Annotated in this window: 24 protein-coding genes and 1 riboswitch; of the genes, 20 read left to right on the top strand and 4 right to left on the bottom strand. The window is 39.4% G+C overall.

Annotated features, from left to right (window positions below):
• Positions 1 to 16 precede the first annotated feature (16 nt).
• The 3 genes from hutI (at position 17) to ACSU6B_RS04210 (ending at position 2,817) form a co-directional block, all read left to right on the top strand.
• Positions 17 to 1,309, top strand: coding sequence for an imidazolonepropionase (gene hutI / locus ACSU6B_RS04220; RefSeq protein WP_410883012.1), 1,293 nt, complete (start codon positions 17 to 19; stop codon positions 1,307 to 1,309).
• Positions 1,287 to 2,282, top strand: a complete 996-nt coding sequence (locus tag ACSU6B_RS04215; RefSeq protein WP_410883010.1) for an agmatinase family protein — start codon at positions 1,287 to 1,289, stop codon at positions 2,280 to 2,282. The genes hutI and ACSU6B_RS04215 overlap by 23 nt, the downstream gene beginning before the upstream one ends.
• A gap of 226 nt (positions 2,283 to 2,508) precedes the next feature.
• Positions 2,509 to 2,817, top strand: coding sequence for a hypothetical protein (locus ACSU6B_RS04210; RefSeq protein WP_410883008.1), 309 nt, complete (start codon positions 2,509 to 2,511; stop codon positions 2,815 to 2,817).
• 179 nt (positions 2,818 to 2,996) lie between these two features.
• On the opposite strand, the gene ACSU6B_RS04205 is transcribed toward ACSU6B_RS04210, so the two are convergent.
• A complete protein-coding gene (locus ACSU6B_RS04205; protein WP_410883006.1) occupies positions 2,997 to 3,632 on the bottom strand; it encodes a hypothetical protein in 636 nt (211 codons plus the stop codon).
• Between the two features lie 749 nt (positions 3,633 to 4,381).
• Positions 4,382 to 4,528 (bottom strand): hypothetical protein, encoded by a 147-nt coding sequence (locus tag ACSU6B_RS04200; protein ID WP_410883004.1) that lies wholly within the window; start codon positions 4,526 to 4,528, stop codon positions 4,382 to 4,384.
• Between the two features lie 498 nt (positions 4,529 to 5,026).
• On the opposite strand from ACSU6B_RS04200, the gene ACSU6B_RS04195 reads away from it, so the two are divergent.
• Genes ACSU6B_RS04195 through ACSU6B_RS04180 form a run of 4 tightly spaced genes read left to right on the top strand, consistent with a single transcriptional unit; the run spans position 5,027 to position 6,554 of the window.
• Positions 5,027 to 5,551, top strand: coding sequence for a TatD family hydrolase (locus ACSU6B_RS04195; RefSeq protein WP_410883328.1), 525 nt, complete (start codon positions 5,027 to 5,029; stop codon positions 5,549 to 5,551).
• Positions 5,552 to 5,574: 23 nt separating this feature from the next.
• Positions 5,575 to 5,748 (top strand): TatD family hydrolase, encoded by a 174-nt coding sequence (locus ACSU6B_RS04190; RefSeq protein ID WP_410883002.1) that lies wholly within the window; start codon positions 5,575 to 5,577, stop codon positions 5,746 to 5,748.
• A gap of 39 nt (positions 5,749 to 5,787) precedes the next feature.
• Positions 5,788 to 6,318 (top strand): metallophosphoesterase family protein, encoded by a 531-nt coding sequence (locus ACSU6B_RS04185; RefSeq protein WP_410883000.1) that lies wholly within the window; start codon positions 5,788 to 5,790, stop codon positions 6,316 to 6,318.
• The gene (locus tag ACSU6B_RS04180) at positions 6,315 to 6,554 is read left to right on the top strand and encodes a glutaredoxin family protein (protein ID WP_410882998.1); all 240 of its coding nucleotides are present in this window, start codon (positions 6,315 to 6,317) and stop codon (positions 6,552 to 6,554) included. Before ACSU6B_RS04185 ends, ACSU6B_RS04180 begins: the two co-directional genes overlap by 4 nt.
• Positions 6,555 to 6,623: 69 nt before the next feature.
• Here ACSU6B_RS04180 and ACSU6B_RS04175 read toward each other — a convergent pair whose 3' ends face one another.
• Complete coding sequence (locus ACSU6B_RS04175) at positions 6,624 to 7,889, bottom strand: dicarboxylate/amino acid:cation symporter (protein ID WP_410883326.1); 1,266 nt, start codon at positions 7,887 to 7,889, stop codon at positions 6,624 to 6,626.
• Positions 7,890 to 8,147: 258 nt separating this feature from the next.
• Here ACSU6B_RS04175 and ACSU6B_RS04170 point away from each other — a divergent pair, with 258 nt between their 5' ends.
• The 13 genes from ACSU6B_RS04170 to ACSU6B_RS04110 all read left to right on the top strand — a co-directional run bounded on the left by ACSU6B_RS04170 (position 8,148) and on the right by ACSU6B_RS04110 (position 23,564).
• On the top strand, positions 8,148 to 8,825 hold the full coding sequence (locus ACSU6B_RS04170; RefSeq protein ID WP_215001937.1) for a response regulator: 678 nt from the start codon (positions 8,148 to 8,150) through the stop codon (positions 8,823 to 8,825).
• A gap of 42 nt (positions 8,826 to 8,867) precedes the next feature.
• Complete coding sequence (gene dcuS / locus ACSU6B_RS04165; protein ID WP_410882995.1) at positions 8,868 to 10,481, top strand: DcuS/MalK family sensor histidine kinase; 1,614 nt, start codon at positions 8,868 to 8,870, stop codon at positions 10,479 to 10,481.
• A 78-nt stretch (positions 10,482 to 10,559) separates the two neighbouring features.
• Positions 10,560 to 10,669, top strand: a riboswitch (TPP riboswitch).
• 81 nt (positions 10,670 to 10,750) lie between these two features.
• Positions 10,751 to 11,563, top strand: coding sequence for a hydroxyethylthiazole kinase (gene thiM, locus ACSU6B_RS04160; RefSeq protein ID WP_410882993.1), 813 nt, complete (start codon positions 10,751 to 10,753; stop codon positions 11,561 to 11,563).
• Between the two features lie 15 nt (positions 11,564 to 11,578).
• Positions 11,579 to 12,397 carry a bifunctional hydroxymethylpyrimidine kinase/phosphomethylpyrimidine kinase gene (gene thiD, locus ACSU6B_RS04155; RefSeq protein WP_410882991.1) on the top strand — a complete coding sequence of 273 codons (819 nt, stop codon included), beginning with the start codon at positions 11,579 to 11,581 and terminating at the stop codon, positions 12,395 to 12,397.
• Entirely contained in the window at positions 12,394 to 13,050 is a 657-nt protein-coding gene (thiE, locus tag ACSU6B_RS04150) for a thiamine phosphate synthase (protein WP_410882989.1), read from the top strand. The genes thiD and thiE overlap by 4 nt, the downstream gene beginning before the upstream one ends.
• Positions 13,050 to 13,562, top strand: coding sequence for an energy coupling factor transporter S component ThiW (gene thiW / locus ACSU6B_RS04145; RefSeq protein WP_410882987.1), 513 nt, complete (start codon positions 13,050 to 13,052; stop codon positions 13,560 to 13,562). The genes thiE and thiW overlap by 1 nt, the downstream gene beginning before the upstream one ends.
• A 25-nt stretch (positions 13,563 to 13,587) precedes the next feature.
• Positions 13,588 to 14,913, top strand: a complete 1,326-nt coding sequence (locus ACSU6B_RS04140) for an acetylornithine deacetylase (RefSeq protein WP_410882985.1) — start codon at positions 13,588 to 13,590, stop codon at positions 14,911 to 14,913.
• The gene (gene tenA / locus ACSU6B_RS04135; protein ID WP_410883324.1) at positions 14,876 to 15,547 is read left to right on the top strand and encodes a thiaminase II; all 672 of its coding nucleotides are present in this window, start codon (positions 14,876 to 14,878) and stop codon (positions 15,545 to 15,547) included. Before ACSU6B_RS04140 ends, tenA begins: the two co-directional genes overlap by 38 nt.
• Before the next feature lie 7 nt (positions 15,548 to 15,554).
• A complete protein-coding gene (locus ACSU6B_RS04130; RefSeq protein WP_410882983.1) occupies positions 15,555 to 16,298 on the top strand; it encodes an ABC transporter ATP-binding protein in 744 nt (247 codons plus the stop codon).
• Complete coding sequence (locus ACSU6B_RS04125) at positions 16,288 to 17,058, top strand: ABC transporter permease (RefSeq protein ID WP_410882981.1); 771 nt, start codon at positions 16,288 to 16,290, stop codon at positions 17,056 to 17,058. The genes ACSU6B_RS04130 and ACSU6B_RS04125 overlap by 11 nt, the downstream gene beginning before the upstream one ends.
• A 17-nt stretch (positions 17,059 to 17,075) precedes the next feature.
• Positions 17,076 to 18,080 (top strand): ABC transporter substrate-binding protein, encoded by a 1,005-nt coding sequence (locus tag ACSU6B_RS04120; protein WP_410882979.1) that lies wholly within the window; start codon positions 17,076 to 17,078, stop codon positions 18,078 to 18,080.
• Positions 18,081 to 18,234: 154 nt separating this feature from the next.
• On the top strand, positions 18,235 to 18,657 hold the full coding sequence (locus ACSU6B_RS04115; RefSeq protein WP_410882977.1) for a hypothetical protein: 423 nt from the start codon (positions 18,235 to 18,237) through the stop codon (positions 18,655 to 18,657).
• A 14-nt stretch (positions 18,658 to 18,671) separates the two neighbouring features.
• Positions 18,672 to 23,564: a DUF4132 domain-containing protein gene (locus tag ACSU6B_RS04110; protein WP_410882975.1), complete on the top strand. Its 4,893-nt coding sequence runs from the start codon at positions 18,672 to 18,674 to the stop codon at positions 23,562 to 23,564.
• Between the two features lie 54 nt (positions 23,565 to 23,618).
• Here ACSU6B_RS04110 and ACSU6B_RS04105 read toward each other — a convergent pair whose 3' ends face one another.
• Positions 23,619 to 24,347, bottom strand: coding sequence for a protein-glutamine gamma-glutamyltransferase (locus tag ACSU6B_RS04105; RefSeq protein ID WP_410882973.1), 729 nt, complete (start codon positions 24,345 to 24,347; stop codon positions 23,619 to 23,621).
• Positions 24,348 to 24,364 lie beyond the last annotated feature (17 nt).

Raw genomic sequence — 24,364 nt, 5'->3', positions numbered from 1 at the left:
AGAGGATGGTAGATTAATGAGTACACCAATTTTTATCAGAAATGCCTCTCAACTCGTGACGTTACAAGGGAGTTCCGATGCTCCTCTTGTAAAGGGCGCGATGTCTGAACTTGGCATAATTGAGAATGGCAGTGTTTGGATGGAAGACGGAGTGATTCAGGCTGTTGGAACGGATATTGAGCTTTTTGAAAAATATGCTGGTCGTATTGATGAGGCAGAAGTGGTGGATGCGAGTGGTAAACTCGTAACTCCAGGACTTGTTGACCCACATACACATGTTGTTTTTGCAGGCAGCAGGGAAAATGAGTTTAACATGCGTCTTCAAGGTGCTACTTATATGGAAATCATGAACAGTGGCGGTGGAATCTATGCGACGACTAGACGGACACAGTCCGCGACACATGAAGAACTTTTTCAAGAAAGCTATGAGCGCTTGAATCAATTCCTGCGCCACGGTGTCACAACAGTTGAAGCGAAAAGTGGCTACGGAATGGAATGGGAAACGGAACTAAAGCAGCTGGAAGTGGCCAAACAGCTTAATGACAAGCATGTGATTGATGTTATTTCAACATTCATGGGAGCCCACGCTGTACCGAAAGAGTACAAACAAAATCCTGATGAGTTTGTAAGATTGCTGATTGACGAAATGATTCCAAAGGTGGCAGAGCTCGGACTGGCAGAATTTAATGATGTTTTTTGTGAACATGGTGTTTTTACTCCAGAGCAATCGAAGCAAATTCTTGAAGCAGGCCTGCAATATGGCTTGATTCCGAAGATCCATGCGGATGAAATTGAGCCTTATGAAGGGGCAGAATTAGCGGCCGAGGTTGGGGCAATTTCGGCGGACCATCTCTTAAAAGCTTCGGAAAAAGGCATGAAAGCAATGGCTGAAAAAGGCGTAGTTGGCGTGTTGCTTCCAGGAACAGCTTACTTTTTAATGGCGGAGTCTGCAAATGGCCGTAAAATGGTAGATTTGGGTGTACCGGTGGCACTTTCGACAGATTGTAATCCCGGCTCATCACCAACGGTTTCACTGCCATTCATTATGAATCTAGGCTGTTTAAAAATGGGGATGACACCAGCTGAGGTGATTACGGCCACGACGATTAATGCTGCACATGCCATTAATCGCGGGAAAGAGATTGGCAGTTTAGAGGTCGGCAAAAAAGCAGATGTTACGATTTTTAACATTGGGAATTATATGAAATTGCAATACTCTTATGGCGTGAATCATACGGATACAGTCGTGAAAAATGGGCAGGTGGTTGTAATGGGAGGTCAGTTAGTTGAAGAGCTTTCTCTATCCTAAACTGAATCCACCAAGTTTTACATGGGTGAGACCTGATGAAGGGGCAAAGGTTGCGAAGGTTCACGAGTGGATCCGACCACTAACTGCTGCCTCGGATCCTGAAAAAAGCAAGGACGCCGACTTTGTTATCGTCGGTGTTCCGCTGTCTCGCTCATCGATTAGTGCTTCGGGTGCCTCGGAATTTCCTGAGGCATTCCGCCGCTCGTGGCGAAGTTTTACTACTTATAACCTTGATGAGGATATCGATTTGTCGGAAATGACTGCTGTGGATGTTGGTGATGTGCCGATGCATGTCACGAATATCCAGCGGTGTCATGACAATATCATCGAAGCATCTGCTGCCCTTCATCAACATTTTGATACCTCAAAGGTGTGTGCAATTGGCGGTGATCATTCGATAACAGCGATGATGGTCAAAGGTTTGCATCAAGTGAGACCTGATGAAAAAATTGGCATCCTGCAGTTTGATACTCATTTTGATTTAAGGGATATGAGCGATAACGGCCCGTCCAACGGGACTCCAATGCGGAATTTAATTGAAAGCGGAGTAGTGGATGGTAGTAATATGTACAACATCGGCCTTCATGGATTTTTTAATACAAAAGATTTGAAGAACTATGCCGATGAAAAAGGTGTCAACTATTTCACTCTTCGGGAAACAAGAAAAAAGGGGATTGAAGAAACGGTTGTTGCCTGTTTAGATGCGCTCGCTGCGAAGGTGGATACCATTTATTTAACAGTCGATATGGATGTTCTTGATATTGCCTATGCTCCAGGAGTACCGGCCTCAACGCCGGGGGGCATGACAACAGCAGAACTGCTGGAAGGGGTACTAGCGGCAGCCAAGCATCCAAAAGTAAAAGCCATGGACATCGTCTGCCTTGACCCACTAAAAGACCCACATGTACAGCCAACAGTAAAACTCGGCACACACGTATTTCTAACCTTTCTTACAGGAGTAATGCTTCGCTAGACAATTAATGGTGTCAGGCACCACAAAAAGACACTTTCTTGCCAATGTCCACCCCGGGTGGACATTGGCTTTTTTAGGTTAATCTCCAAATAATTTAGGGAAATTAAAGGACTTTGGCTTATTCACGTAAAATTTATTAGTTAAGAATAACTTTTTGGGGATGGTAGTTTTGCAATTAATGGACTGGTGGGAAAGGACCCATACTATTCTACTAAAGGCAGTTTAGATGAAAAAGCATGACTTGTTACTCGAAAGAATCAACCGCATTGAACAGCTTGTTGTGACAAATGCACTCCCTCTAGAAGAAAGGGCATCACTTGAACCAATTAATGAAAATATTTTACACCAGCCGGATGACATGCCTATGCTAGACGAGGAAATAGAAATAACAAAAATGGAAAAAACTGATTCAAAAAAAATGGGAAGAAAAAGGACTCACAAAATAAGAAAAACGAATAGAAAGAGTGTCGAAGGAAACATAAGGAATAAAATTTTTTTTAGGAAAGTGGAGTCGACACTTTCTTTTTTATTGTAATTTCCTTATATGTGAAGTAATCAAAAAAGAAAGTTCGATAAGTGTATGAGAGTTACCCTAAAACTTTAAAAAGAATTTGACATTGTAAGCTTAATTAAAAAAACCCTGATATTCTCAAGGTTCTTATTGTTTAGAAATGGGATAATCGAAAAAATATAAATGTATTTAATTATAAATGACTATTTTTTATTGTTTTTCAATATTTTTTTGAGTAATTTAATAAGATCACTATTTTGTTCTTTTACGTCATTTAGTTCTTTTTTTAACTCTAAAATATCATTAGTGATATTCTCTAGTTTTTGAGACAAAGATGCCGGTTCTGCACTTTCTTGTCTTAATCCAGAAATATCATTAGCCATAATTTCCATTTTTTCAGCTAAAGAAGTCAGCTCTACATTTTCTTGTTTTTCAGAAACCTTAGATACTGGGAGTGTCGCGTTTAGATTTTTTTTACTAAGTTCTGTAACTGAATCCAATAATGACTCATTTTTCATAGTTGTTGCCAGTTGTTTCATGATAAAATTCAAATCAAGCGAATCCTTGTCTACATTGTTACCCGTATTCTGTACGCTATTATCAATAGTGACTTTCTTCCGTTTTTCAGTAATTTTTGACTCAGGAGGCGCAGGGTTTTGATTTTTTTTACTAAGTTCCGTAACAGAATTCATGAGCGAATCGTTTTTTAGAAGAGTTGTTGCCATTTGAATTAATGATCCAAAATCAAGCGAATTTGGATTTTTTAGTAAATTGTTGGCGAGATTTTCTAAATTGTTACCCGTATTCTGCACGCTATTTTCATTAATGTTTTCCTTCATAATTTAACCACCTTTTTAGTTTGAATTAGTAATAAGCTCAGAAATTTCCTAATATCTTATGTCGTTTGACTAAAAATGTAGTGTGTTAATAACATCATAAAAGGAAATATTTTTGCTTTAATTCTATAAATATAAAGAAAAAACTCTAGAAGATTATTTAATTTTAAATAATCTTCTAGAGTTCATCACACATCCATATGGAATTCCTAGAAAGATAAGTCCGATTTGAGTACATAGAATGATTGTGTAAGGAGCCCCATTTGAAATTCTAATCCCGTAAAGGGGGAAAGATATCCATAATCTGCATAGGGGTCGCTTCTCGAGGTGAATAGTCCTCCAGAACGTGCCGACTTGCAACGCAAAATATATTTTGTTTCAATATTTTCTTAGGATCGGTAGCAAATAGCCTTACGTAGGGATAAATTCCTGAAATCGTCGCGTATAGAGTATGCAATAATTTATCATTACTTACCTTTCCAATATACAGCATCGGAAGAAAATTGAAGTATTCGGAATTTTCCTCGCATTCCTTCATATTTACTTCGATCCGTAACGAATATATTTTGATTCGAGCTTGAAGTCTTATAAATTAAGGTGGACCCGTAACGAGAAATATGTCTTTCCAAACCTTCATTTCTATTAAACGGATTCATATATCCACCTCCAAATTACCGTTATCGTATAAAAGACCTTCTTATACTTGCCTAAGAAGATCCCTAAATTGACTGCGCATTTTAATCCTGCCTAAATTATAAGCAAAGAGTAGTAGCGATGCAGTCTCCAATACAAGCTTGTACGTCCGCTCGAGCTCCGAGCAAAACAGCTAACAGTAAAGCTACAATCAAAACGAATGCAATAAGAACTTCCACCACACTTACTGTACAAGGAGTTGCCATGTGTCATCCCCTCCTTATTATTTTTTAGAGAAGGAAGGTTTTTAATTTCCTTATATTAGACAAGCTATGGTGATAGAAAGAAATTGGTTCTAATTATATCTCTCAATTTATGAAATTATGTTATTGTACTTATAAATGTTCTTTCCCATATTTCCAAAGTACTTCTTGGATACCTCGACGAAGACTACCCAATTTTTTAGGAGAAATGAAATGGGACTATTGGAATATTTTCTTGAGGGAAATGCATAAAAAGTCGAAAAGAGAAAAATCATATATTTCCCTAAACCGCCATTTTATTAATCAAAAAAAGCCTAGGATAGTAAGGAATTAGGTAATAAATGCCCCATCATTATGGAAATAATTTAAATTATTCCTTGGGAAAGCGCATGTTCAGACAATTATCGAGTTTTATTGTCGGAAAATTGAAAAATTTAATCGGAATAAAGTAGGTTATTATTACAACAAGTCTGAATAAAGGAAGTGAGCATTTTGTTAAAAATGATTGATGCCCACATTCATCTCGATCATTATAGAGATGATGAGATTAGTCAGCTGATGGAAACTATTCCGCAAATTGAAAATCTGATTTCGGTTTCTTATGATTTAGAATCGTGTAAAAGAAACCATGGGTTTACGGGAAAATATCAAAAGGTGAGAGCCGCATTCGGATACCATCCTGAGCAGCCGCTACCAACAGTTGAACAGCAGAATGAGCTGTTCTCTTGGATGAATGATCATATTGACGTTATGATAGCTATTGGAGAGGTTGGGCTTCCCTATTATTTACGGAAAAAACAAAAGGTTACCACTTGCCAGTACGAACGGTACATAAAGCTGTTAGAGGCTTTTGTTCAAAAAGCAAGTACATATGGGAAGCCAATTGTCTTCCATGCCGTTCATGAGGAAGCTCCCATTGTTTGTGACCTTTTAGAAAAATACTCCATTAAAAAGGCTCATTTTCATTGGTTTAAAGGAGACAATAAAACAATTAAGAGGATGGAAAAAAATAAGTACAAAAATTAGTTCAAAGATATCCGCTAGAACAAATGATGATTGAAACAGATGGTCCATGGCCATTTGAAGGTCCATTTTGGGGAACTATGACACATCCGAATATGATGCTTGAATCCATTAAGGCAGTTTCTAAAATAAAAAAATTGTCTGAAGAAGAAGTGTCGGAAAGATTATGGAAGAACACAAGATTATTTTATCAATTATAAACGCATTATTATGATTTGTACTTAGAATGGAGTATGATTATGAAAATTGTCGTCCTTTCAGACACGCATTTGCCTAAAAGGGCTAAAAGCTTCCCACCTAGATTAATTGAAGAATTAGTCAATGCTGATTTAATCATACATGCCGGTGATTGGCAGACCATTGATGTATATAATGAACTAAAATCCTATGCCAATATTGTGGGTGTATATGGCAATGTAGATGAAGACGAAATCAAGGACTTATTTCCGGAAAACCGGGTTATTGAGGTGTCCGGTTTTAAAATTGGAATAACACATGGTCATGGCACAGGAAAAACAACAGAAAGAAGAGCCATTCAAAAATTTGCGGATGAAAAAGTAGATAGTATTATTTTTGGTCATTCACATATTCCTATTAAAAAATGCGAAAAAGGGATTTTGCTTTTCAACCCAGGATCACCTACCGATAAAAGAAGGCAGGAAAAATATTCATTTGGCGTAATTAATATCGGGGATTCTTTGGAAGCCGAGCATATCTTTTTTACTAAAGATTCTTCTGAAAATAATACAAAAGGGGAAAACAAACAATGAACAAGCCGGTAATCGTCTATACAACAAAAGACTGTATCGAATGTACGATGGTCAAAAAAATTCTTAGTGAGGAAGGAATTGCTTTTGAATCCAGGGACGTGTTGGCAAACCCTGAATATCAGGAGGAAGTGGAGAAATTCGGTTTTCTAGGAGTTCCTGTTACTGTCGTTGATAATCGAGCAGTGAAAGGATTTACAAATGAATTAAAGGAACTAATTGAAATAGCAAAAAGTTAAGGTGCAGCCTTCAATTCAGTACAAAAATGGCTTGGAGGAAAATCCCCCAAGCCATTTTTCTGTAAATTATTATGCACTAATCGATTTATCTGTTTTGGTACTTTGAAGTTCATCAGTAGGGTGGAATTCGTTCTCCATCTTGGAAACTACAACAGTTGCCACACCATTTCCGATTAAGTTCGTAATCGCACGTGCTTCAGACATAAAACGATCGACACCTAGTAACAAGGCAATCCCTTCAACCGGTATTACCGGGAAAGCAGATAGAGTAGCAGCTAGTGTAATAAAACCAGAACCCGTTACACCGGCAGCACCTTTAGATGTCAACATAAGAATACCTAATAAAGTGATTTGATGCCAAATCGTGATATCGACATTGTAAGCTTGAGCAATAAAGAGCGCAGCCATTGAAAGATAAATAGCAGTACCATCTAAGTTAAAGGAATACCCGGTTGGAACGACAAGACCAACAACTGATTTGGAACAACCGTATTTTTCAAGTCTTTCCATCATTCTTGGTAAAGCGGATTCAGAGGATGACGTACCTAACACCAAAAGAATTTCTTCCTTAATATAAGCGATAAATTTCAAAATATTAAAACCATAAAGCTTCGCGATTCCACCAAGGACAAAGATGATGAAAAGAAACATCGTTGCATAAACGCTGCCCATCAATTTTCCAAGCGAGACTAACGAACCAAGACCAAAATTACCAATCGTATAGGCCATTGCACCAGATGCTGCAATGGGTGAAAATTTCATTACGATATTAACAATCTTAAAGAATATCTCCGTAAATTGCTCAAACAAGGCAACAACTGGTTTCCCTTTTTGCCCTAAGGATGCAAGTGCAATCCCAAACAGGACGGCAAAGAATAAAATCGGGAGCAGCTCGCCCTTCGCCATTGCCCCAACAAAATTATCAGGAATAATTCCTAAAATAAATTCAATAAATCCATGACTAGTTTCATTTGCTTGCGCGGTAAATTGTGAAATATCTCCGCCTTTTACTGAATCTGTATTAAACCCAGATCCTGGCTTAATGATATTAACTAGGAGTAAACCAATCGCTAAAGCAAACGTCGTTACAATTTCAAAATACAGGAGCGCTTTCCCGCCGATACGCCCAACCTTCTTCAAATCCCCCATGTTACCGATGCCAATGACTATTGTAAAAAATACAATTGGAGCAATGACCATTTTTATTAACTTGATAAAGATATCCGCCAAAACCTTTAATTCTGTACCAAATTTCGGAAAAAGAAATCCGATAACAATCCCAAGTACGATCCCTAATAATACTTGGACGGTCAAATTTTTGAAATTAATTTTCATTTCCTCATACACCCCTTTGTTTAGTAATTCTGTTAACGCTTTCATCCCGCCTGATCACATAATAAAAGAAAATTCAGATTATAGTAAGATTTTGGTCATATTGGTCTTATTGTTCCTTTTGTTATAGAAAATACCTTAGTTAACTCTCATAAAAATCGAACAAAATTGCAATCTATGAATTTACTATTTCAATAAAATAGGCCATGATAATAATATAAAGTGAAATATAACTTCATTTAATGTAAGGGGGAGCAGGGGATGTTTCCGTTAAAAGTACTATTGATTGAAGATGATCCGATGGTTCGAGAGGTGCACCGCCAATTCATTGATAGGATTGAAGGGTTTTCGATTATTGGAATCGCCTCTAATGGGATGGAAGGGTTAAGATTAGTGAAAGAACTCAGTCCGGATCTGGCAATTATCGATATTTATATGCCTTATATGGGCGGATTGGAAATGCTCAGCGAACTGCGTTCAGAGGCCTATTCTGTGGATGTGATTGCGATAACAGCTGCGAGCGATATAGAAACCATCCACCGTGTACGACAACAAGGGGCTGTTGATTACATCATAAAACCGTTTACCTTTGATCGAATTAAAAAGTCACTTGATAATTATAAAAACTATCGAGTCAAATTAGGAGAAAAGAAAGCTCTTTTACAGGAGGAGCTTGATCAAATTTTATTTATTGATAGCAAAGAAGAGAGCGAAAGAGAGAGTTTACCCAAGGGATTAAATATGAATACGTTAATAAAAATTACCCATTTTATTTCGCAGGAAAAAGAACCTGTTTCTGCGGAAGAAGTGGCGGAAAGCATTGGAATGGCTCGGGTAACGGCTCGAAGATACCTTGATTACTTAGAAAAAGAAGGAAAAGTCAAGATTCATATCCATTACGGCGGCGTCGGAAGACCTATCAACCGTTACGGTGTTTAACGCGAATACCTTGAAAAGATTGCCTGTGAGAAAGGGGGAATCATGTTGGGTTGGAAAATAAGGTTGTCCAAACCAAAACTTCGATTACAATCGACGATAACCCTGCTGGTTTGTATCGTGGTCGTGATGGCATTGTTAGTAACCGAGATTTTAATCACCAACAGAATTTCAGAAGAAACAGAGAATAGCCAAGCTGAAAAAGCAACAGATATTGCGAGGATTGTTGCAAAGTCTCCGATTGTCATGAATGGGCTTAAAAATAAAACAGCAGAGAAGGATATCCAAACATTTGCGAATGATATTAAACAATCAACGCATGTTGAATTTATCGTCGTGATGGACATGTATGGAACAAGAAAATCACATCCCAACCGCAACCTTTTAGGTCTGCATTTTGTCGGTGGGGATGAAGGACCTGCCTTAAAAGGGAAAGAGCATATTTCCATTGCCAAAGGGACATTGGGATTGTCTTTACGCTCGTTTGTTCCGGTGTATGATCAAGAAAATAAACAAATAGGAGCAGTCGCGGTTGGGATTTCTTTAGAAAAAGTTAATCAGGCGATTGAACAAAGTAGGAAAATTATTTTAATCGGTGTGGGAGTAGGAATTCTAGTTGGGATTCTAGGAGCCCTTATTTTAGCTAGAAAAATCAAAGCGATTCTTTTTGGACTTGAGCCGAGTGAGATGGCAAAATTGCTTGAGGAACGTAGTGCGATGCTTCAATCCACAAAGGAAGGAATTTTGGCAGTTGACCAGGATGCTTTTACCACTCTCGTAAATAATGAGGGGATCCGACTTCTTCAAAAAGCTGGCATTCATGGGCCCTTTTTAGGAAGAAAAGTGGATGACTACATGCCAAATTCAATGCTATCTTCTGTTCTAGGAACGGGGGAATCTCAATTAGACCAAGAACAAGAAATCAATCATATTACCATTTTAACCAATCGGGTTCCGGTTGTTGTCAAAGGAAAGATTGTCGGTGCGATTGCTACCTTCCGAGAAAAAACCGAAATCAAGCAATTAGCTGAACAATTAACCGGTGTAAAGCTATACGCGGAAGCACTGAGAACTCAGTCACATGAATTCATGAATAAACTGCATGTAATATCAGGTTTAATTCATATGAAAGACTATCAAATGGTCTCGTCATACATTACCAAAATTGTCGATCACCAACAAACTGAGGTAGAATTTGTTGTCAGTCGGTTTAAAGATCCTGTTTTAGCAGGTTTTATTTTAGGAAAACTTAGCTTCGCCAGGGAAAATGGATGTGAATTAATCATTGATGGGGAAGGAAGTCTACCTGAACCAGAGCAGCAGGAAATAACACATGAAGTAGTAACGATTCTCGGAAATTTAATCGATAATGCACTGGATGCTGTTACGGACCGTCCACATAAAAAAGTTACCTTAAGGTTTGACTTTTACGATGAAGTCCTAGCGTTGGAGGTCCATGATACAGGACAAGGAATCGATGAGGATGTAAGACATCACTTATTTATCAAAGGGTATTCTACTAAGGGTGAAAATCGCGGAATCGGTTTATCATTGGTGCAGAGAAGCTTGGGAAAATTAAATGGACAGATAGAAATTCATTCCCAAAAAGGAAAAGGGACAACATTTATTGTTACTTTCCCTTATAAAAGCAAACAATAATAATGTTATGTTAACTGATACTTTTTCCTTTACATTCTAGTACCATAGGAATATTATGTAGTTAATTAAATAAAGTATTAGATCTACTAGGGGTGCCCTGTAAACAGGCTGAGAGAAAATGGTGAAATTTTCAACCCTTCGGACCTGATCTGGGTAATACCAGCGGAGGAAAGTAGCCAAGTGAATGTTAATTATTTCTTTGACTAACTAACCAGGTCCATTATTGGATCTGGTTTTTTTATTTTAAAATAAGAAACGGGGAAATCGAGATGGAAAAAAATAGTTTGTATGAAACGTTGGAAGAAGTTAGAAAGGTTAATCCGCTGGTACATAATATTACCAATGTGGTCGTTACAAATTTTACGGCAAATGGGCTCCTTGCCCTTGGTGCCTCACCGGTTATGGCATATGCAGCTGAGGAAGTAGCAGATATGGCCAAGATTGCAAGTTCATTAGTATTGAACATTGGAACATTAAACCCACAGACAGTAGAATCGATGATCATTGCCGGAAAAGCGGCCAATGAATCCGGTGTTCCCGTCATTTTTGACCCGGTTGGTGCAGGGGCTACCCGCTATCGAACCGAAACCGCGCAAAGAATTATGAACGAGGTAAAAGTCTCTGTGATTAGAGGTAATGCAGCCGAAATTGCCAATGTGGTTGGTGAAAAGTGGGAAATTAAGGGCGTCGATGCTGGGGATACAAAAGGAAATATCATTGAACTAGCTATTACTTCAGCACAAAAATTGAATGGTCTTGTCGTCATCACTGGAAAAGAGGATGTCGTTTCGGATGGGAAAACAACCTATGTCGTGTCAAATGGACATCCAATTTTAACGAAGGTGACAGGCACTGGCTGTTTATTAACCTCTGTGATTGGAGCGTTTGCAGGAGTGGAAAAGGACCTGCTTCAAGCTTCAGTAGCTGCTTTAACGTATTATGGAATCGCGGCAGAGAAGGCAGCAGCAAAAACAGTTGAAATGGGACCTGGAAGTTTCCAAATCGAATTCTTAAACCAATTAACTTTAGTTTCTTCCGAAGATATCATTTCACATGCTTCTGTTAAACAATTCAATCGATAACTGGGGGTAATTTAAATGAAAAAAGCATTAACAATCGCTGGTTCTGATAGCGGCGGTGGAGCAGGAATTCAAGCGGATTTAAAGACATTTCAGGAATTAGATGTTTTCGGGATGTCGGCATTGACTGCAGTAACTGCCCAAAATACATTAGGCGTCCATGCTGTCTATCCAATGACCGCTGAGGCAGTCGTAAAACAGATCGAAGCGATCGGCGAAGATATCGGTACGGATGCGGTGAAAACAGGAATGCTTTTTAATGCTGAAATAATCGAGGCCGTCGCTGGACAGCTTAGAAATTATCAATGGCAAAATATTGTTGTCGATCCTGTCATGATTGCAAAGGGTGGCGCTTCTTTGTTGCAAATGGAAGCCATTTCTGCCATGAAAAAATACTTATTGCCCCTAGCAACGGTAATCACCCCGAATATTCCAGAAGCGGAAGTACTAACGGGTATGTCGATTCTGACAGTGGAAGATAAACTGGAGTCTGCTAAAAGACTACTTGCGTTAGGCGTAAAAAATGTCGTGATTAAGGGCGGCCATGATGAAAATGAGTCTGAATCCACTGATTTATTATTTGATGGAAAGGAATTTTACTACTTTACCAGCAAGAGAATTCAGACAAAGAACACACATGGAACCGGTTGTACTTTTTCCGCAGTAATTACTGCTGAACTAGCAAAAGGGGAAACTCTTTATGAAGCAGTTTGTATAGCAAAGGATTTTATTCAGTCCGCAATTGAAAACCATTTGGAGATCGGGCAGGGACATGGTCCAACTAACCATTGGGCATATCGAAAAAGAAAAATTGCAAAGGAACTGGCTGAATTATGAAAAACTTACGAGCGGCTTTAAGTGTTTATTTTATCATGGGCAGCACCAACTGTTTAAAGGATCCAGTCGAGGTTTTAAATGAGGCGATTGCCGGAGGGATTACACTTTTTCAATATCGAGAAAAGGGTGACGGCGCGTTAACTGGATCTGACAAATATGCACTCGCGAAAGAACTCCAAGCCATTTGCAGAGCACATCATATCCCTTTCATTGTTAATGACGATATAGAGTTGGCTGTGGCAATTGATGCGGATGGTGTACATATCGGACAAGAGGATGAAACGGTATACACAGTTCGAGAAAAGATCGGCGATAGGAGAATCCTTGGGGTTTCCGTCCATTCAACGGAAGAAGCAATGACTGCAATAAGCGGTGGTGCTGACTATTTTGGCATTGGTCCTGTTTTTCCGACAAAAACAAAGTTGGATGCCAAACCATCACGGGGAACAATACTGATCGAAAAATTACGAAAAGATGGGATTGATATTCCGATTGTTGGGATCGGAGGGATCACGGTAGAAAACGCTCAATCGATAGTGGAAGCTGGGGCAGATGGGGTTTCCGTTATTACGGCCATAAGCCATGCAGAATCACCAATCGAAGCAGCCAGGGCGTTAAGAAATAGTGTCGGTATTAAAGGAGAAGTATTCTAGTGAACAAAACACATAAACTGACGTTAACTGCGATGATGATAGCGATCGGTACCATTTCAAGCAATCTGTTCTATATACCGATTGGATTTACAAAGGTCTTCCCGGTTCAGCACTTTTTGAACGTTTTATCAGCCGTTCTTTTAGGACCTTATTATGCTGTAGCTCAAGCCTTTTGTGTATCCCTGTTAAGAAACCTGATGGGAACTGGTTCGATTTTTGCCTTTCCTGGAAGTATGGTTGGAGCTTTACTGGCCTCGCTATTATTTTTGAAAACTAGAAAGATCTATCTTGCTTTTATCGGAGAAGTAACTGGAACGGGTATCATTGGGGCACTGCTTTCTTACCCAATCGCTACTCTTTTTCTCGGTCAAAAGGCAACATTATTTGGGTTTATTCCATTATTTATATTTAGCTCGTTTGCTGGAGCGCTGATTGGATTTATTATTTTAACCGTATTTTTAAGAAAGAAAGTTTTGATTGTTAGTGAAAATGATACCAATATCAGGAACTAATCATCGATAGTAAGGGAGTGAACAAATGAAAGAGGATCTGCTTGGAAAAATCGCACAAGAAGTAGAAGCGAGAGAAGCGGAATTAATCGAATTGTTGACCATGCTTATCGCATTTCCAACCGTTAGTCCTCCTGCACGGAATACAAATGATGTCCAGGAATTTATAAAAGGGTATTTAGAAAACATGGGATTTTCCACGGATAAGTGGGATGTCTATCCCGGAGATCCGAATGTGGTTGGCAATTTACCTGGAGAATCTTCTGATCAATATAATAGTTTGATTGTAAATGGTCATGTGGACGTGGCGGAGGTAGGTGATCATTCAGAGTGGGACCAATCTCCTTTTTCTGCCTATTGCAAAGATTCTTATATCTATGGACGTGGTGTGGCCGATATGAAGGGCGGGATTGCGGCATCACTAATAGCAATTAAACTTTTAAAAGATCTGGGTATCCCGCTTAAAGGTGATCTCCAATTTCAATCTGTTATCGGTGAAGAAGTTGGAGAGGCTGGGACGCTGGCGTGCACTGAGAAGGGTTATACCGCTGACTATGCAGTAGTGGTTGATACAAGTGATTTGCATATTCAAGGACAAGGCGGAGTCATAACTGGATGGATTACCATTCAAAGTAAAGAAACTTATCATGATGGAATCCGCCGGAAGATGATTCATGCAGGTGGCGGCGTAAAAGGGGCCAGTGCAATTGAGAAAATGATGAAAATAATTTCTGGGCTCCAAGACCTAGAACGCCATTGGGCCATTACGAAGAGTTATGAAGGCTTTCCACCCGGCACAAATACGATAAATCCGGCAGTGATTGAAGGTGGCAGGCATGCAGCATTTGTGGCCGATCGCTGTGCTCTATGGGTTACGGTTCATTTTTACCCGAATGAAGACTATGAAGAGGTTATTAAAGAAATAGAACAACATATTGGTGCGGTTGCAGCAGCAGATCCGTGGCTTCGCGAGAATCCGCCACAGTTTGTTTGGGGCGGAAAATCAATGATTGTTGATCGTGGTGAAATTTTTCCATCGTTAGAAATTGATTCTGATCATCCTGGAACGAAGGTTTTAGCTAATTCCTATGAAAAATTGTTAACAGACAAGCCGACGGTGGGCATGTCAACCACCGTTACAGATGCAGGCTGGCTGGGTCGAGCTGGTATTCCAACGGTCATCTTTGGACCTGGTAAATTGGAAGATGCCCATTCAGTCAATGAGAAAGTTGAAATTCAGCAATTATTAGATTTTACAAAAGTATTAGCCGTATTTATCGCGGAATGGTGTAACACGAGGAAGGAAGAGTATGGAAATGAAACTCACCGAGAGACTTTATCAATCAGTAAATGATGTATGGCAGAAAACCCATCAACATCCATTTGTAGTCGGAATAGGTACAGGGGATCTGCCTGTTGAATCCTTTATCCGCTATATGAAACAGGACTATGTGTTTTTAATTGACTACTCTAAGCTGTTTGCTATAGGGGCTGTTAAGGCAAAGGATATTGAAACCATGGCCGCATTTGCGAAGCTTTTGCATGAGACATTGCACGGGGAAATGGATCTGCACCGACAGTATGCTGAGAGGTTTGGAATTACCCATCAACAGCTGGAGGAAACAAAACCAACGCCGGTTAACTTAGCTTATACTCGGTATATGCTAAATGTCGCTCAAACAGGTTCGCTCGAGGAATTAATTGCTGCTCTCTTGCCGTGTATGTGGAGCTACTGGGAGATTAGCAAGATGCTAGCAGATACTTATCCAAATGCTAGTGACCACCATCTTTATGGAGAATGGGTGAAAATGTACTCTTCTAATGAATTTGGTTCATTAGCGACTTGGTTGATCGATTTGTTAGATAGATTGACAGAGGGTAAACCGGAGCGGGAATTAGCCAACTTAGAAGAACACTTCCTGACTACATCAAAATTTGAATATATGTTCTGGGATATGGTCTATCAGGGAGGCGAGTGGCCTGTCTAGCTCAGCCATGTTATCTATCAAAGACCTATCCTACTCTTTTCAAAGTGAAGGAAACTCCAATCCTATTTTCAATCAAATTTCCCTAGACGTTAAGCCAGGAGAGTTTGTCTCAGTGATAGGCGCAAGTGGATCTGGAAAGAGCACTCTTTTTAAATTGATTTCTGGTTTACTTGAACCTGATCAAGGAGATATTATGGTCAACGATCAAAAGACTGGAAAGAGATTAGGGAGTATCGGTTACATGCCGCAAAAGGATCTGCTTTTACCATGGAGAACTGTTTTAGAAAACGTGTTACTACCTTTAGAAGTGACAAAGGAACCTAAGCAAGCGAGAATACCTGAAATACGAGAGTGGTTATCGCGTTTTGGTTTGGCAGAATATGAAAAAGCTTATCCGAATGAACTTTCGGGAGGAATGAAGCAGCGCGTGGCCTTTTTAAGAACCCTTATGACAGGGAAAGATCTTTTATTATTGGATGAGCCCTTTGGCGCACTCGATTCCCTGACAAAACGGAACATGCATAGCTGGTTATTAGGACTGTGGGGGGAATTACAAAAGACGGTATTGTTCATTACCCATGATCTTGAAGAAGCGGTTTTGTTGAGTGATAGAATCTATTTGCTCCAAGACACCGGAATCAAAGAAATAAAGGTCAACCTGGTGAGACCAAGAAGTTCACACCTAATCTATCAATCAGAGTTTATTACGATGAGAAAAGAACTGGAGTGGCTGATTCACAATGAAAGCTAGTTTGAAAAAATGGACGGAACAGTACGGTTTGTTTTTGATCGTGGTAATCCTCCTTGTCAGCATATGGGAATGGGTCGTCAGGCAAGGCATGATTCCTTCCTTTATTTTGCCAGCGCCTTCGGCTATTTGGGGGTCATTACAAGAAAATCGACAGCTTTTGTTTGAAGTGCATTTGCCGGCTACCGTAAAGGAAGTTCTGATCGGTTTTGTACTCTCCGTAATCGGTGGATTATCGCTAGGAGTTGCTATGCATTTTTCTCGTTCTATTGAAAAGGTATTATATCCATTTCTTGTTATCTCACAAACGGTGCCGTTAATTGCAATTTCACCGATTTTTATTATGTGGTTTGGCTATTCGATTTGGAGCAAAATTGCCGTGACTATTTTAACCGCCTTCTTTCCCATCGTCGTAAGTACCTATGATGGGTTGAAATCTGGTGGAAGCGAATACCGGGAATTACTGTTAACGATGGGCGCCAATCGATGGACAATTTTTAAAAAAATCCAGATTCCCATGGCATTACCAGCCATTTTTTCAGGATTGAAGTTGTCAGTTGTTTATTGTGTTGTCGGAGCGACGGTTGGTGAATGGCTGGGTGCTAGTGAAGGCCTAGGGTACTTCAGTCGACGAATGTCTGGTAACTTACAGGCAGACTCCGTGTTTGCTGCAATATTTTTATTATCGCTTTTAGGAATTGTGTTGTTTTTATTCATTGGTTTATTGGAAAAACAGCTATTGAAAAATAAGATTCGCAACTAGAAAGGGAGTAAACTCAAATGAAGAAAAGTTTTTTGATCATGTTAAGTCTATTGTTACTGCTATTAAGTGCTTGTGGTAAAAACAATGAAAAGGAATCAGATAAAGCCACTGGGGCTGCCGGTAAACTACAAAAAGTTAGCTTAATGCTAGATTGGTATCCAAATGCGGTGCACTCCTTTCTTTTTGTCGCTGAAGAAAAGGGCTATTTTAAAGAACAAGGCTTAGATGTTGATATCCAAATGCCAGCAGATACCAATGATCCGCTTAAACTAGTTGCGGCCAACCAAATTGACATGGCGCTTAGCTATCAACCACAGGTACTTGTGGCACGCAGTGAAGGTATTCCTGTTCAATCCATTGGAGCAATTGTTCGTCATCCATTAAATCAATTAATGGTGCCAGCAGATGGTTCGATAAAATCACCCAAAGATTTAGCTGGGAAAACGATTGGCTATCCATCGATTCCATTAGATGAAGCGATCGTTCAAACGATGGTGAAAGCTGATGGCGGAGACGCCGGAAAGATAAAAATGGTCGATGTGGGCTGGGATCTCATTCCTGCGATGGCAACGAAAAAAACTGATGCGCTGATCGGCGGCTATATTAACCATGAGAAGTTATTGCTGGAAAAAGAAGGTCACCCGATGAGAGCATTAAATCCGGCGGACTATGGCGTTCCAGATTATTATGAATTAGTTATGGTCGCTAGTGAAAAGGGATTAAAAGAAAAACCAGAAGTGTTTAAAAAGTTTATGGCTGCGATTACAGATGGTCAAAAATACGTTCAGAAACATCCAGAAGATGGTCTCTCGATATTAATGAACCATGAAGATAAAACATCACCATTAGAAAAGGACGTCGAAACAAAAAGCTTAGAAATTCTTCTCCCGCTAATGGATGCCAAAGAAAAACCATTCGGCTACCAAGACCCAGAAACCTGGAAAACCGCAGCCCAATGGCTTAAAGACAAAAAAGTCATAAAAGACACAGTCAAAGCCGAGAAAGCATTTATTAACTTTTAAAATATTTTGGTGTCAGGCACCACAAAAAGACAAAACGAGCAAAATGTCCGCCTTGGGTGGACATTTTTTTGTTGGTATTTTTTATGGGGTTGTTGCTGTATACCTCAATGAAGTTTGCTAATATATAGGTAAAATCTATTATTGAGGTAGCTACATGAAAATCTTTGTAACAATGAAAAGTCTGGCTAAGAGGAAGGATTATCTTACGAGTAAGGAGATTCATTTAGAGAGTTCTCCGCCGACACTTAGAGTGTTGTTGACAGAATTAGTGTCAATCCAAGTCCAGGAGTTTAATGCAACAACCCAAGCAGAAACCAACTTGGTAAGTTTTCTTACAAACGAGAAAATCAAACAGCAAGTCCATGCCGGAAAAGTAGGGTTTGGGACTAAATATAGCGACCAAAAAGCCAATCTGCAAACGGCAGCCAGGGTGGCTATCCAAGCCTTTGAAGATGGGTTATACCGAGTATTTATTAATGAAAAAGAGTCGCTCGATTTAGATAAGCCATTGGATTTACAAGAGGATGATCAACTTACTTTTATAAAGCTGACAATGTTAGCAGGACGTATGTGGTAATGGGGGGAAACGGTATGAGAGCAAAAAATAAGGATCAATATTATGAGAGTTTAGAAGCGAAGGCAAACAAAGAATTTTCTGGAAAAGAGCAGAAGTTGGCGCTGCTGCTAATAAAATTAATGGACGCGACCTACATCGTACGCGACACAAACCTTCAAGAAATTAGAAACATCCTATTCACACAAAAAAGCCCCCGTGACCCCCTCATTTTCCAACCGCTAGTGGAAATTGTGCACACCTTAATCGGAGCAGAATACGGGGCTCTTTTTCAATATATCGTCGACCATAAATGTGAATATCCATACAGTGAAGGGTATTCGCGACGACCGTTTCGGACGAGAAACCTCGAGTATCACTTCCAAGGAATGATCGAGAGCTTCCTTTATATATTTGACTTGGATTTTGAAGAGTTTTCGATTATTGATTATCTATCTAGCCGTGAGGGTTCGCCGATATACAATCCTCTGATCAGTGATATGATTGCCTATGAAATTGACCAAAATAATGAGCGGGTATTTCAAGCCCTATCCAATATAATTTTCGGAGAAAATAATACGGCACTACTTACATACGAAATGATCAAGGGTATTTTTAAAAGCCATAGCCAGCAAGGATATAATATGCTCGGTGATTTGTTACTTGCTGCCAGAATGCAAGAGGGCTTGCGCCAAAGCATTGTCGAAAATATGGATGAAGGTACATTAGAAGCTACTATATACATGATTAAAGTCATCCTTGACAACGAACTTATTCGTTACAGTTCCGTTGTGAGAGCGCTTGACGTTTGGACAGGCTTGGACCTGCAATCCTCGGATAAAAGAGTGACTAAGCGATCGATTCAATACGCGGCAGATTCTCTATCCAATCGAGTGCTGCGTGAAGAGGGAGTTAGAAGCGAGAATCTAAATACGCTTTGCATTAGCCTTTGGGCAACAGCTGTGAATGAAGAAGATGATATAAAAGAACCGATCCAATTCCTGATGGAAAACGGCGAAACCTATCAAAAGGTGATGGCCCAATTTTTTTTAACACAAAGCCAAAATTCGGGTATGAGATTTGAGTTAGTACACCCGTTTTTAAGTGAAAAGAACGTAGAGCTACAATATTATCTTCTCAAAAACTATGTGTATGACTACGATATCCTTTGGTCATACGATTCTGAAAAAAGTGAAAGCACCCTGACATTCAACCAGGTCCCATTTTTAGAAAACAAGAAGGAACGATCTCGACAGTTTGAGTTGTTTAAAAATATGTTCTTACAAATGCCCAAAAGAGAACTCGAAATCGAATCAAAAACGAATCAAGGCCAAACTCTAATTTTCTCAAGAGACGAAATTGCGAGAAAAATGATGTTCTTAACTGCCTACGACTTGGATAAGGATTGGCTAAGACAATTAATTGAATCGAAGGACAAGCTAAGTGCTGAATTAAGAGAAGATTTGCTATCATTTTTTATCAAGGATGACTCGGATAAAACACAACGCGATTTCCTTTTTGCAAGCCTCGCTGATAAAAGTGTGAACAATCGAGAAATCGCACTCACGATCATCAAATTAATGGAACTTATGCCTGAGGAAATTTTAAAGATTGAAGCGATGTTAAAATTAAAAACTGGAGCCCTCCGACAAGGAGCCATTCAGATTTTACTAGGACTCCCAAAGGTTCAACTAGAAACCGCGCTTGACCGTTTATTATCAAGTAAAGCAGAGTTGCAACGAGTGGGTGCGCTTGAAATCTTATCAGAAATTAATGATCAGGAGGATCGTGAAAGACTTGTTAAAGCTTTTAAAAATACAATCCTTCAAATGAAAGCTGGCTCAAAAGAACAAATATTATTTGATAAATTGTTTCAAACCGAGGAATACAACCTGGAAAATGGGTTTGGATTATATGACCCGAATCATCGAGTAAACCTTGAACTCGAGCATCCTAAACAAGAGTTAAAAAACCTTTTACAGCAAACCACAGATTCTAGCAATCAATTTCTTCAAGGTTTAGCCGCATTAATTCATGAACATCGTCAGGTGGAATATGTAGTTGAGTGGTATGATGGCTCAAAGGATACGCTCCATATTGGCGAGGAATTAAGGTGCTCTTATCAAGTGGATGAAAAACAGAAAGTCGATCATCTTCCATTAGCTGAAGTTTGGAAGGAGTATTTTAATACCCATGTGCTACCAGCATCAGAGCTCATTCAGACTGCCTTCTATCTTCACTCAGACAGAATCTTTAGTTATTACCATAATAGGCTGGATGTTTGGGAGGTTATGGATTATCCAAAGGCAGAGGGCTGGAGGAAAACATTTTTAGAAGAAATTTATCCAATCGAAAACATCGAAGAAATGAATCGCTTTCTTGATGATTTGAATTATCGTTCCCAAGTAGAAACGCTTTTTGATGCTTATTTTACCAGTCAAGATTCAAAAGAGCTTTTCGACAACATCAGTGCTGTGTTAAATTTTCTGGTACATTCGATTCCTGAAGATAAACTCAAAACTGAATACAAGCAGCTTGATTTTCTTACCGATCCATGGCTGGAATGGACTGAACACTTTGCCGATATTACTAGTGAATACTTTGATGTGTATTTCAAGCTTCATTATCAGTTATATACGATGGCTAATTTTGAAAGTTTTTTTCCGTCGATGGAAGATTTAGCAAAAGCTTATGCACGTAAATTGATCGATGAACAAGTCATTTTTCATGAGCTTTTGGGTCGAGAGGATACAAGTAGAGACTATGTATCAGAATTAACCAATCCCAAGGATCATTTTTTAAAAAATTATCCTGATATGATTCCTATTAAAGATCAGCTGGTTCAAAGAATATTAGAAATTGAACTAAAAAGAGGGGATCTCCAAACAGATATAACTACCGTAGCAATGGGAATTGAACGCCATGAAGGCATAGAATCCTTTGTTCAAATCTTATTAGGCCTTGATAAAGAATCGTTCGTGCGCGGCTATATTTATGGTTATGGCAGCGATCTCACTAAAAAAGAAGTGTTCTCCCACTTATTAAAAACAAGTTATCCAAAAGAGGGAGACAGCGACGTACAACTGAAGCAATTTTTAAAGGGGAAGACATTGTCGGAAAAAAGATTATTAGAGGCAGCGATGTATGCCCCGCAATGGCTAGACATTGTTTCAAAGCACTTAAATTGGAATGGTTTGAGGAGTGCCGCCTGGTATTTCCATGCCCATATCAATGAGACATTTTCTGAGGAAAAAGAAACCATTGTCGCCCATTATTCGCCCATCTCACCACAGGAATTTCAAGATGGTGCTTTTGACATCAGGTGGTTTAAAGAGTCTTACGAACAGTTGGGTCAGGAACGCTTTCAAATTCTCTATCAATGTGCTAAATACATTTCGGCAGGTGCGAATCATCGCAGATCACAGCTGTTTGCGGATGCGGTCTTGGGGAAATTAGCAATTGAAAATACTAAAAACCTAGTTCAGGAAAAAAGAACAAAGGATCAGGTATTATGTTACAGCTTGATTCCAGTGAAAAATGAACAAGATGTTCTCGAACGGTATGTATTCATACAAAGATTTTTACAGGAAAGTAAGAAGTTTGGGGCACAGCGTCGTGCCAGTGAATTGAAAACAGTCACAATTTCCCTTGATAACCTTGCCAGAAATGCAGGCTATAAGGATGTAACAAGGCTAAAGTGGGCGATGGAAGCGAAAAAAATGGAAGAAATTGCGCCATTTCTTAAACCAAAAGTGATGGATGATCTGACTGTACAGCTCGTGATTGATGCCAATGGGCGAGGAGATATCAAAGCAGTAAAAGGAGATAAAGCACTAAAAAAACTCCCAGCCAAGTACAATAAACACGAATATATAGTTGTCTTAAAAGGGATCAAATCTGATTTAAGGGAGCAATACAAACGAGCAAAAGAAGAGTTAGAACGCTCGATGGAGCTTGGAAACGGTTTTCTTTTAAGTGAAGTTTATACTATGATGAAAAATCCGGTGTTAACGCCACTCATGACATCATTGGTACTAAAAGTGGGGAACTATTTAGGCTTTTTTGAAGACGGTTGTCTAAATGGTGTTGGGGCGGTTGATAAGTATTCCATTCAGGCCACTGATGAAATTTTCATCGCTCACCCAGTCTATCTCTTTGAGAGTGGGCAATGGAGTGAATTCCAACGGGATTTATTCGCTCGGAAGGTGAAACAGCCGTTTAAGCAGGTGTTTCGAGAACTATATTTACCAAATCAAGATGAACTTGCAGCGGGAACGGGAACACGAAGATACGCGGGTCACCAAATCCAGCCGCAAAAAACAGTTGCCTTATTAAAAAATCGCTTGTGGACGACGAGCTATGAAGCGGGACTTCAAAAAGTCTACTACAAGGAAAATATTATCGTGCAACTAAATGCTTTAGCCGATTGGTTCTCTCCATCGGATGTTGAGTGTCCGACCTTGGAAACAATCGAATTTTTCGACCGTCTTACCTATCAACCTCTAGAAATTAAAAATATTCCGAAGGTGATCTTCTCGGAAACGATGCGAGACATTGATTTGGTTGTCAGTATCGCCCATTTCGGCGGGGTGGACCCAGAGGCAAGCTTAACGACGATTGAAATGAGAAAAGTAATAGTGACGGAATCGGTTCGATTAATGAGACTGGAAAATGTAAGAATCGAGGGCAATTTTGCGTTGATTAACGGAAGTCTTGGGGATTATAGTGTTCACCTGGGAAGTGCCAATGTGTATAAACAGGCTACAGGTGCCATTTATATCGTTCCCGTCCATTCACAGCAGCGTGGTCGAATCTTCCTGCCATTCATGGACGAGGACCCAAAGACAGCCGAAATTGTTTCAAAAGTCCTTTTGCTCGCGGAAGATAAGAAAATCAAAGATCCGTTTATTTTGGAACAAATAAAAAACTAGCAAAATTTCGTTCATACAAAAGACCGCTATTTCGATGGTAGCGGTCTTTCCATTTTATAAAAATGTACGATAAACGGGTCTCGTGATAAGATTCATGAAATATGCAGAGATCCGCGGATTTGGCTTTCTTTTTTTATTTAGGAAGGTAATGATGGTGTCTGCCTTTTTGATCCCTACTCCATGTCCATAGAATTGGTCATCGGACATAAAAATTACATTTTCAGCGCGCCAATGTGACTCCTTCGGGTTGACATCCGGATTATTGAAATGCAAGATGTCACCAGGTATGAAATCATACCCATATTTTTGAGTTAGCTTTAGATCGTTATCAAATTGCCAATCCATTAAGAGAAGCCGGTTAAAAAGTAGATCAAACCTTGTGCTTCCAATCGAATAAAGGGTAGCAAGATATAAGACAATCGCGATTCCTGTTGAACAATCAAAGGCATAAAGGGCTCCATTCTTTAAAACATCAAGAATGGCGACGCTGGGCCTAACACTTGGCTTCAAGAGAAAGCCGCCATTACTTAGACGATCCCAGTACTTTTTATTGCAAAAGGCATAGGTAAAGGTTGTAAACTTTACCTTACTTTTATTAAGCTCTCGGGCAGCTTGCAGCGTTTTTGTTCGGAACAGCAGCTCAAATTGGAATTGACCTAAAGTTTGATACTGATAAATTTCCTTGTATTTATCCATTTTAGTAACGATGTCTTTCTGTTCTTTCGTTGTAAGGGTATGACTAAGATCATCCACGTGAATCGTTTGCTGATTTATTTTAATCATTTTCCCACCTGCTTCCC

The sequence above is a fragment of the Neobacillus sp. C211 genome (assembly GCF_051842875.1).
Taxonomy (GTDB): domain Bacteria; phylum Bacillota; class Bacilli; order Bacillales; family Cytobacillaceae; genus Neobacillus.
The sequence above is the reverse complement of the archived record's forward strand: the minus strand, read 5'-3'. Positions and strand labels throughout refer to the sequence as shown.

Bases quoted from the DNA above. Each gene is read 5' to 3' on its own strand.
- ACSU6B_RS04130 (WP_410882983.1), top strand. From the start codon at position 15,555: ATGTTATCTATCAAAGACCTATCCTACTCTTTTCAAAGTGAAGGAAAC.
- ACSU6B_RS04180 (WP_410882998.1), top strand. From the start codon at position 6,315: ATGAACAAGCCGGTAATCGTCTATACAACAAAAGACTGTATCGAATGT.
- ACSU6B_RS04125 (WP_410882981.1), top strand. From the start codon at position 16,288: ATGAAAGCTAGTTTGAAAAAATGGACGGAACAGTACGGTTTGTTTTTG.
- ACSU6B_RS04115 (WP_410882977.1), top strand. From the start codon at position 18,235: ATGAAAATCTTTGTAACAATGAAAAGTCTGGCTAAGAGGAAGGATTAT.
- ACSU6B_RS04210 (WP_410883008.1), top strand. From the start codon at position 2,509: ATGAAAAAGCATGACTTGTTACTCGAAAGAATCAACCGCATTGAACAG.
- tenA (WP_410883324.1), top strand. From the start codon at position 14,876: ATGAAACTCACCGAGAGACTTTATCAATCAGTAAATGATGTATGGCAG.
- ACSU6B_RS04105 (WP_410882973.1), bottom strand. From the start codon at position 24,347: ATGATTAAAATAAATCAGCAAACGATTCACGTGGATGATCTTAGTCAT.
- ACSU6B_RS04110 (WP_410882975.1), top strand. From the start codon at position 18,672: ATGAGAGCAAAAAATAAGGATCAATATTATGAGAGTTTAGAAGCGAAG.
- thiM (WP_410882993.1), top strand. From the start codon at position 10,751: ATGGAAAAAAATAGTTTGTATGAAACGTTGGAAGAAGTTAGAAAGGTT.
- ACSU6B_RS04185 (WP_410883000.1), top strand. From the start codon at position 5,788: ATGAAAATTGTCGTCCTTTCAGACACGCATTTGCCTAAAAGGGCTAAA.
- ACSU6B_RS04175 (WP_410883326.1), bottom strand. From the start codon at position 7,889: ATGAAAATTAATTTCAAAAATTTGACCGTCCAAGTATTATTAGGGATC.
- hutI (WP_410883012.1), top strand. From the start codon at position 17: ATGAGTACACCAATTTTTATCAGAAATGCCTCTCAACTCGTGACGTTA.
- dcuS (WP_410882995.1), top strand. From the start codon at position 8,868: ATGTTGGGTTGGAAAATAAGGTTGTCCAAACCAAAACTTCGATTACAA.
- ACSU6B_RS04120 (WP_410882979.1), top strand. From the start codon at position 17,076: ATGAAGAAAAGTTTTTTGATCATGTTAAGTCTATTGTTACTGCTATTA.
- ACSU6B_RS04195 (WP_410883328.1), top strand. From the start codon at position 5,027: ATGATTGATGCCCACATTCATCTCGATCATTATAGAGATGATGAGATT.
- ACSU6B_RS04200 (WP_410883004.1), bottom strand. From the start codon at position 4,528: ATGGCAACTCCTTGTACAGTAAGTGTGGTGGAAGTTCTTATTGCATTC.
- ACSU6B_RS04170 (WP_215001937.1), top strand. From the start codon at position 8,148: ATGTTTCCGTTAAAAGTACTATTGATTGAAGATGATCCGATGGTTCGA.
- ACSU6B_RS04140 (WP_410882985.1), top strand. From the start codon at position 13,588: ATGAAAGAGGATCTGCTTGGAAAAATCGCACAAGAAGTAGAAGCGAGA.
- ACSU6B_RS04205 (WP_410883006.1), bottom strand. From the start codon at position 3,632: ATGAAGGAAAACATTAATGAAAATAGCGTGCAGAATACGGGTAACAAT.
- ACSU6B_RS04190 (WP_410883002.1), top strand. From the start codon at position 5,575: ATGATGATTGAAACAGATGGTCCATGGCCATTTGAAGGTCCATTTTGG.
- thiD (WP_410882991.1), top strand. From the start codon at position 11,579: ATGAAAAAAGCATTAACAATCGCTGGTTCTGATAGCGGCGGTGGAGCA.
- thiE (WP_410882989.1), top strand. From the start codon at position 12,394: ATGAAAAACTTACGAGCGGCTTTAAGTGTTTATTTTATCATGGGCAGC.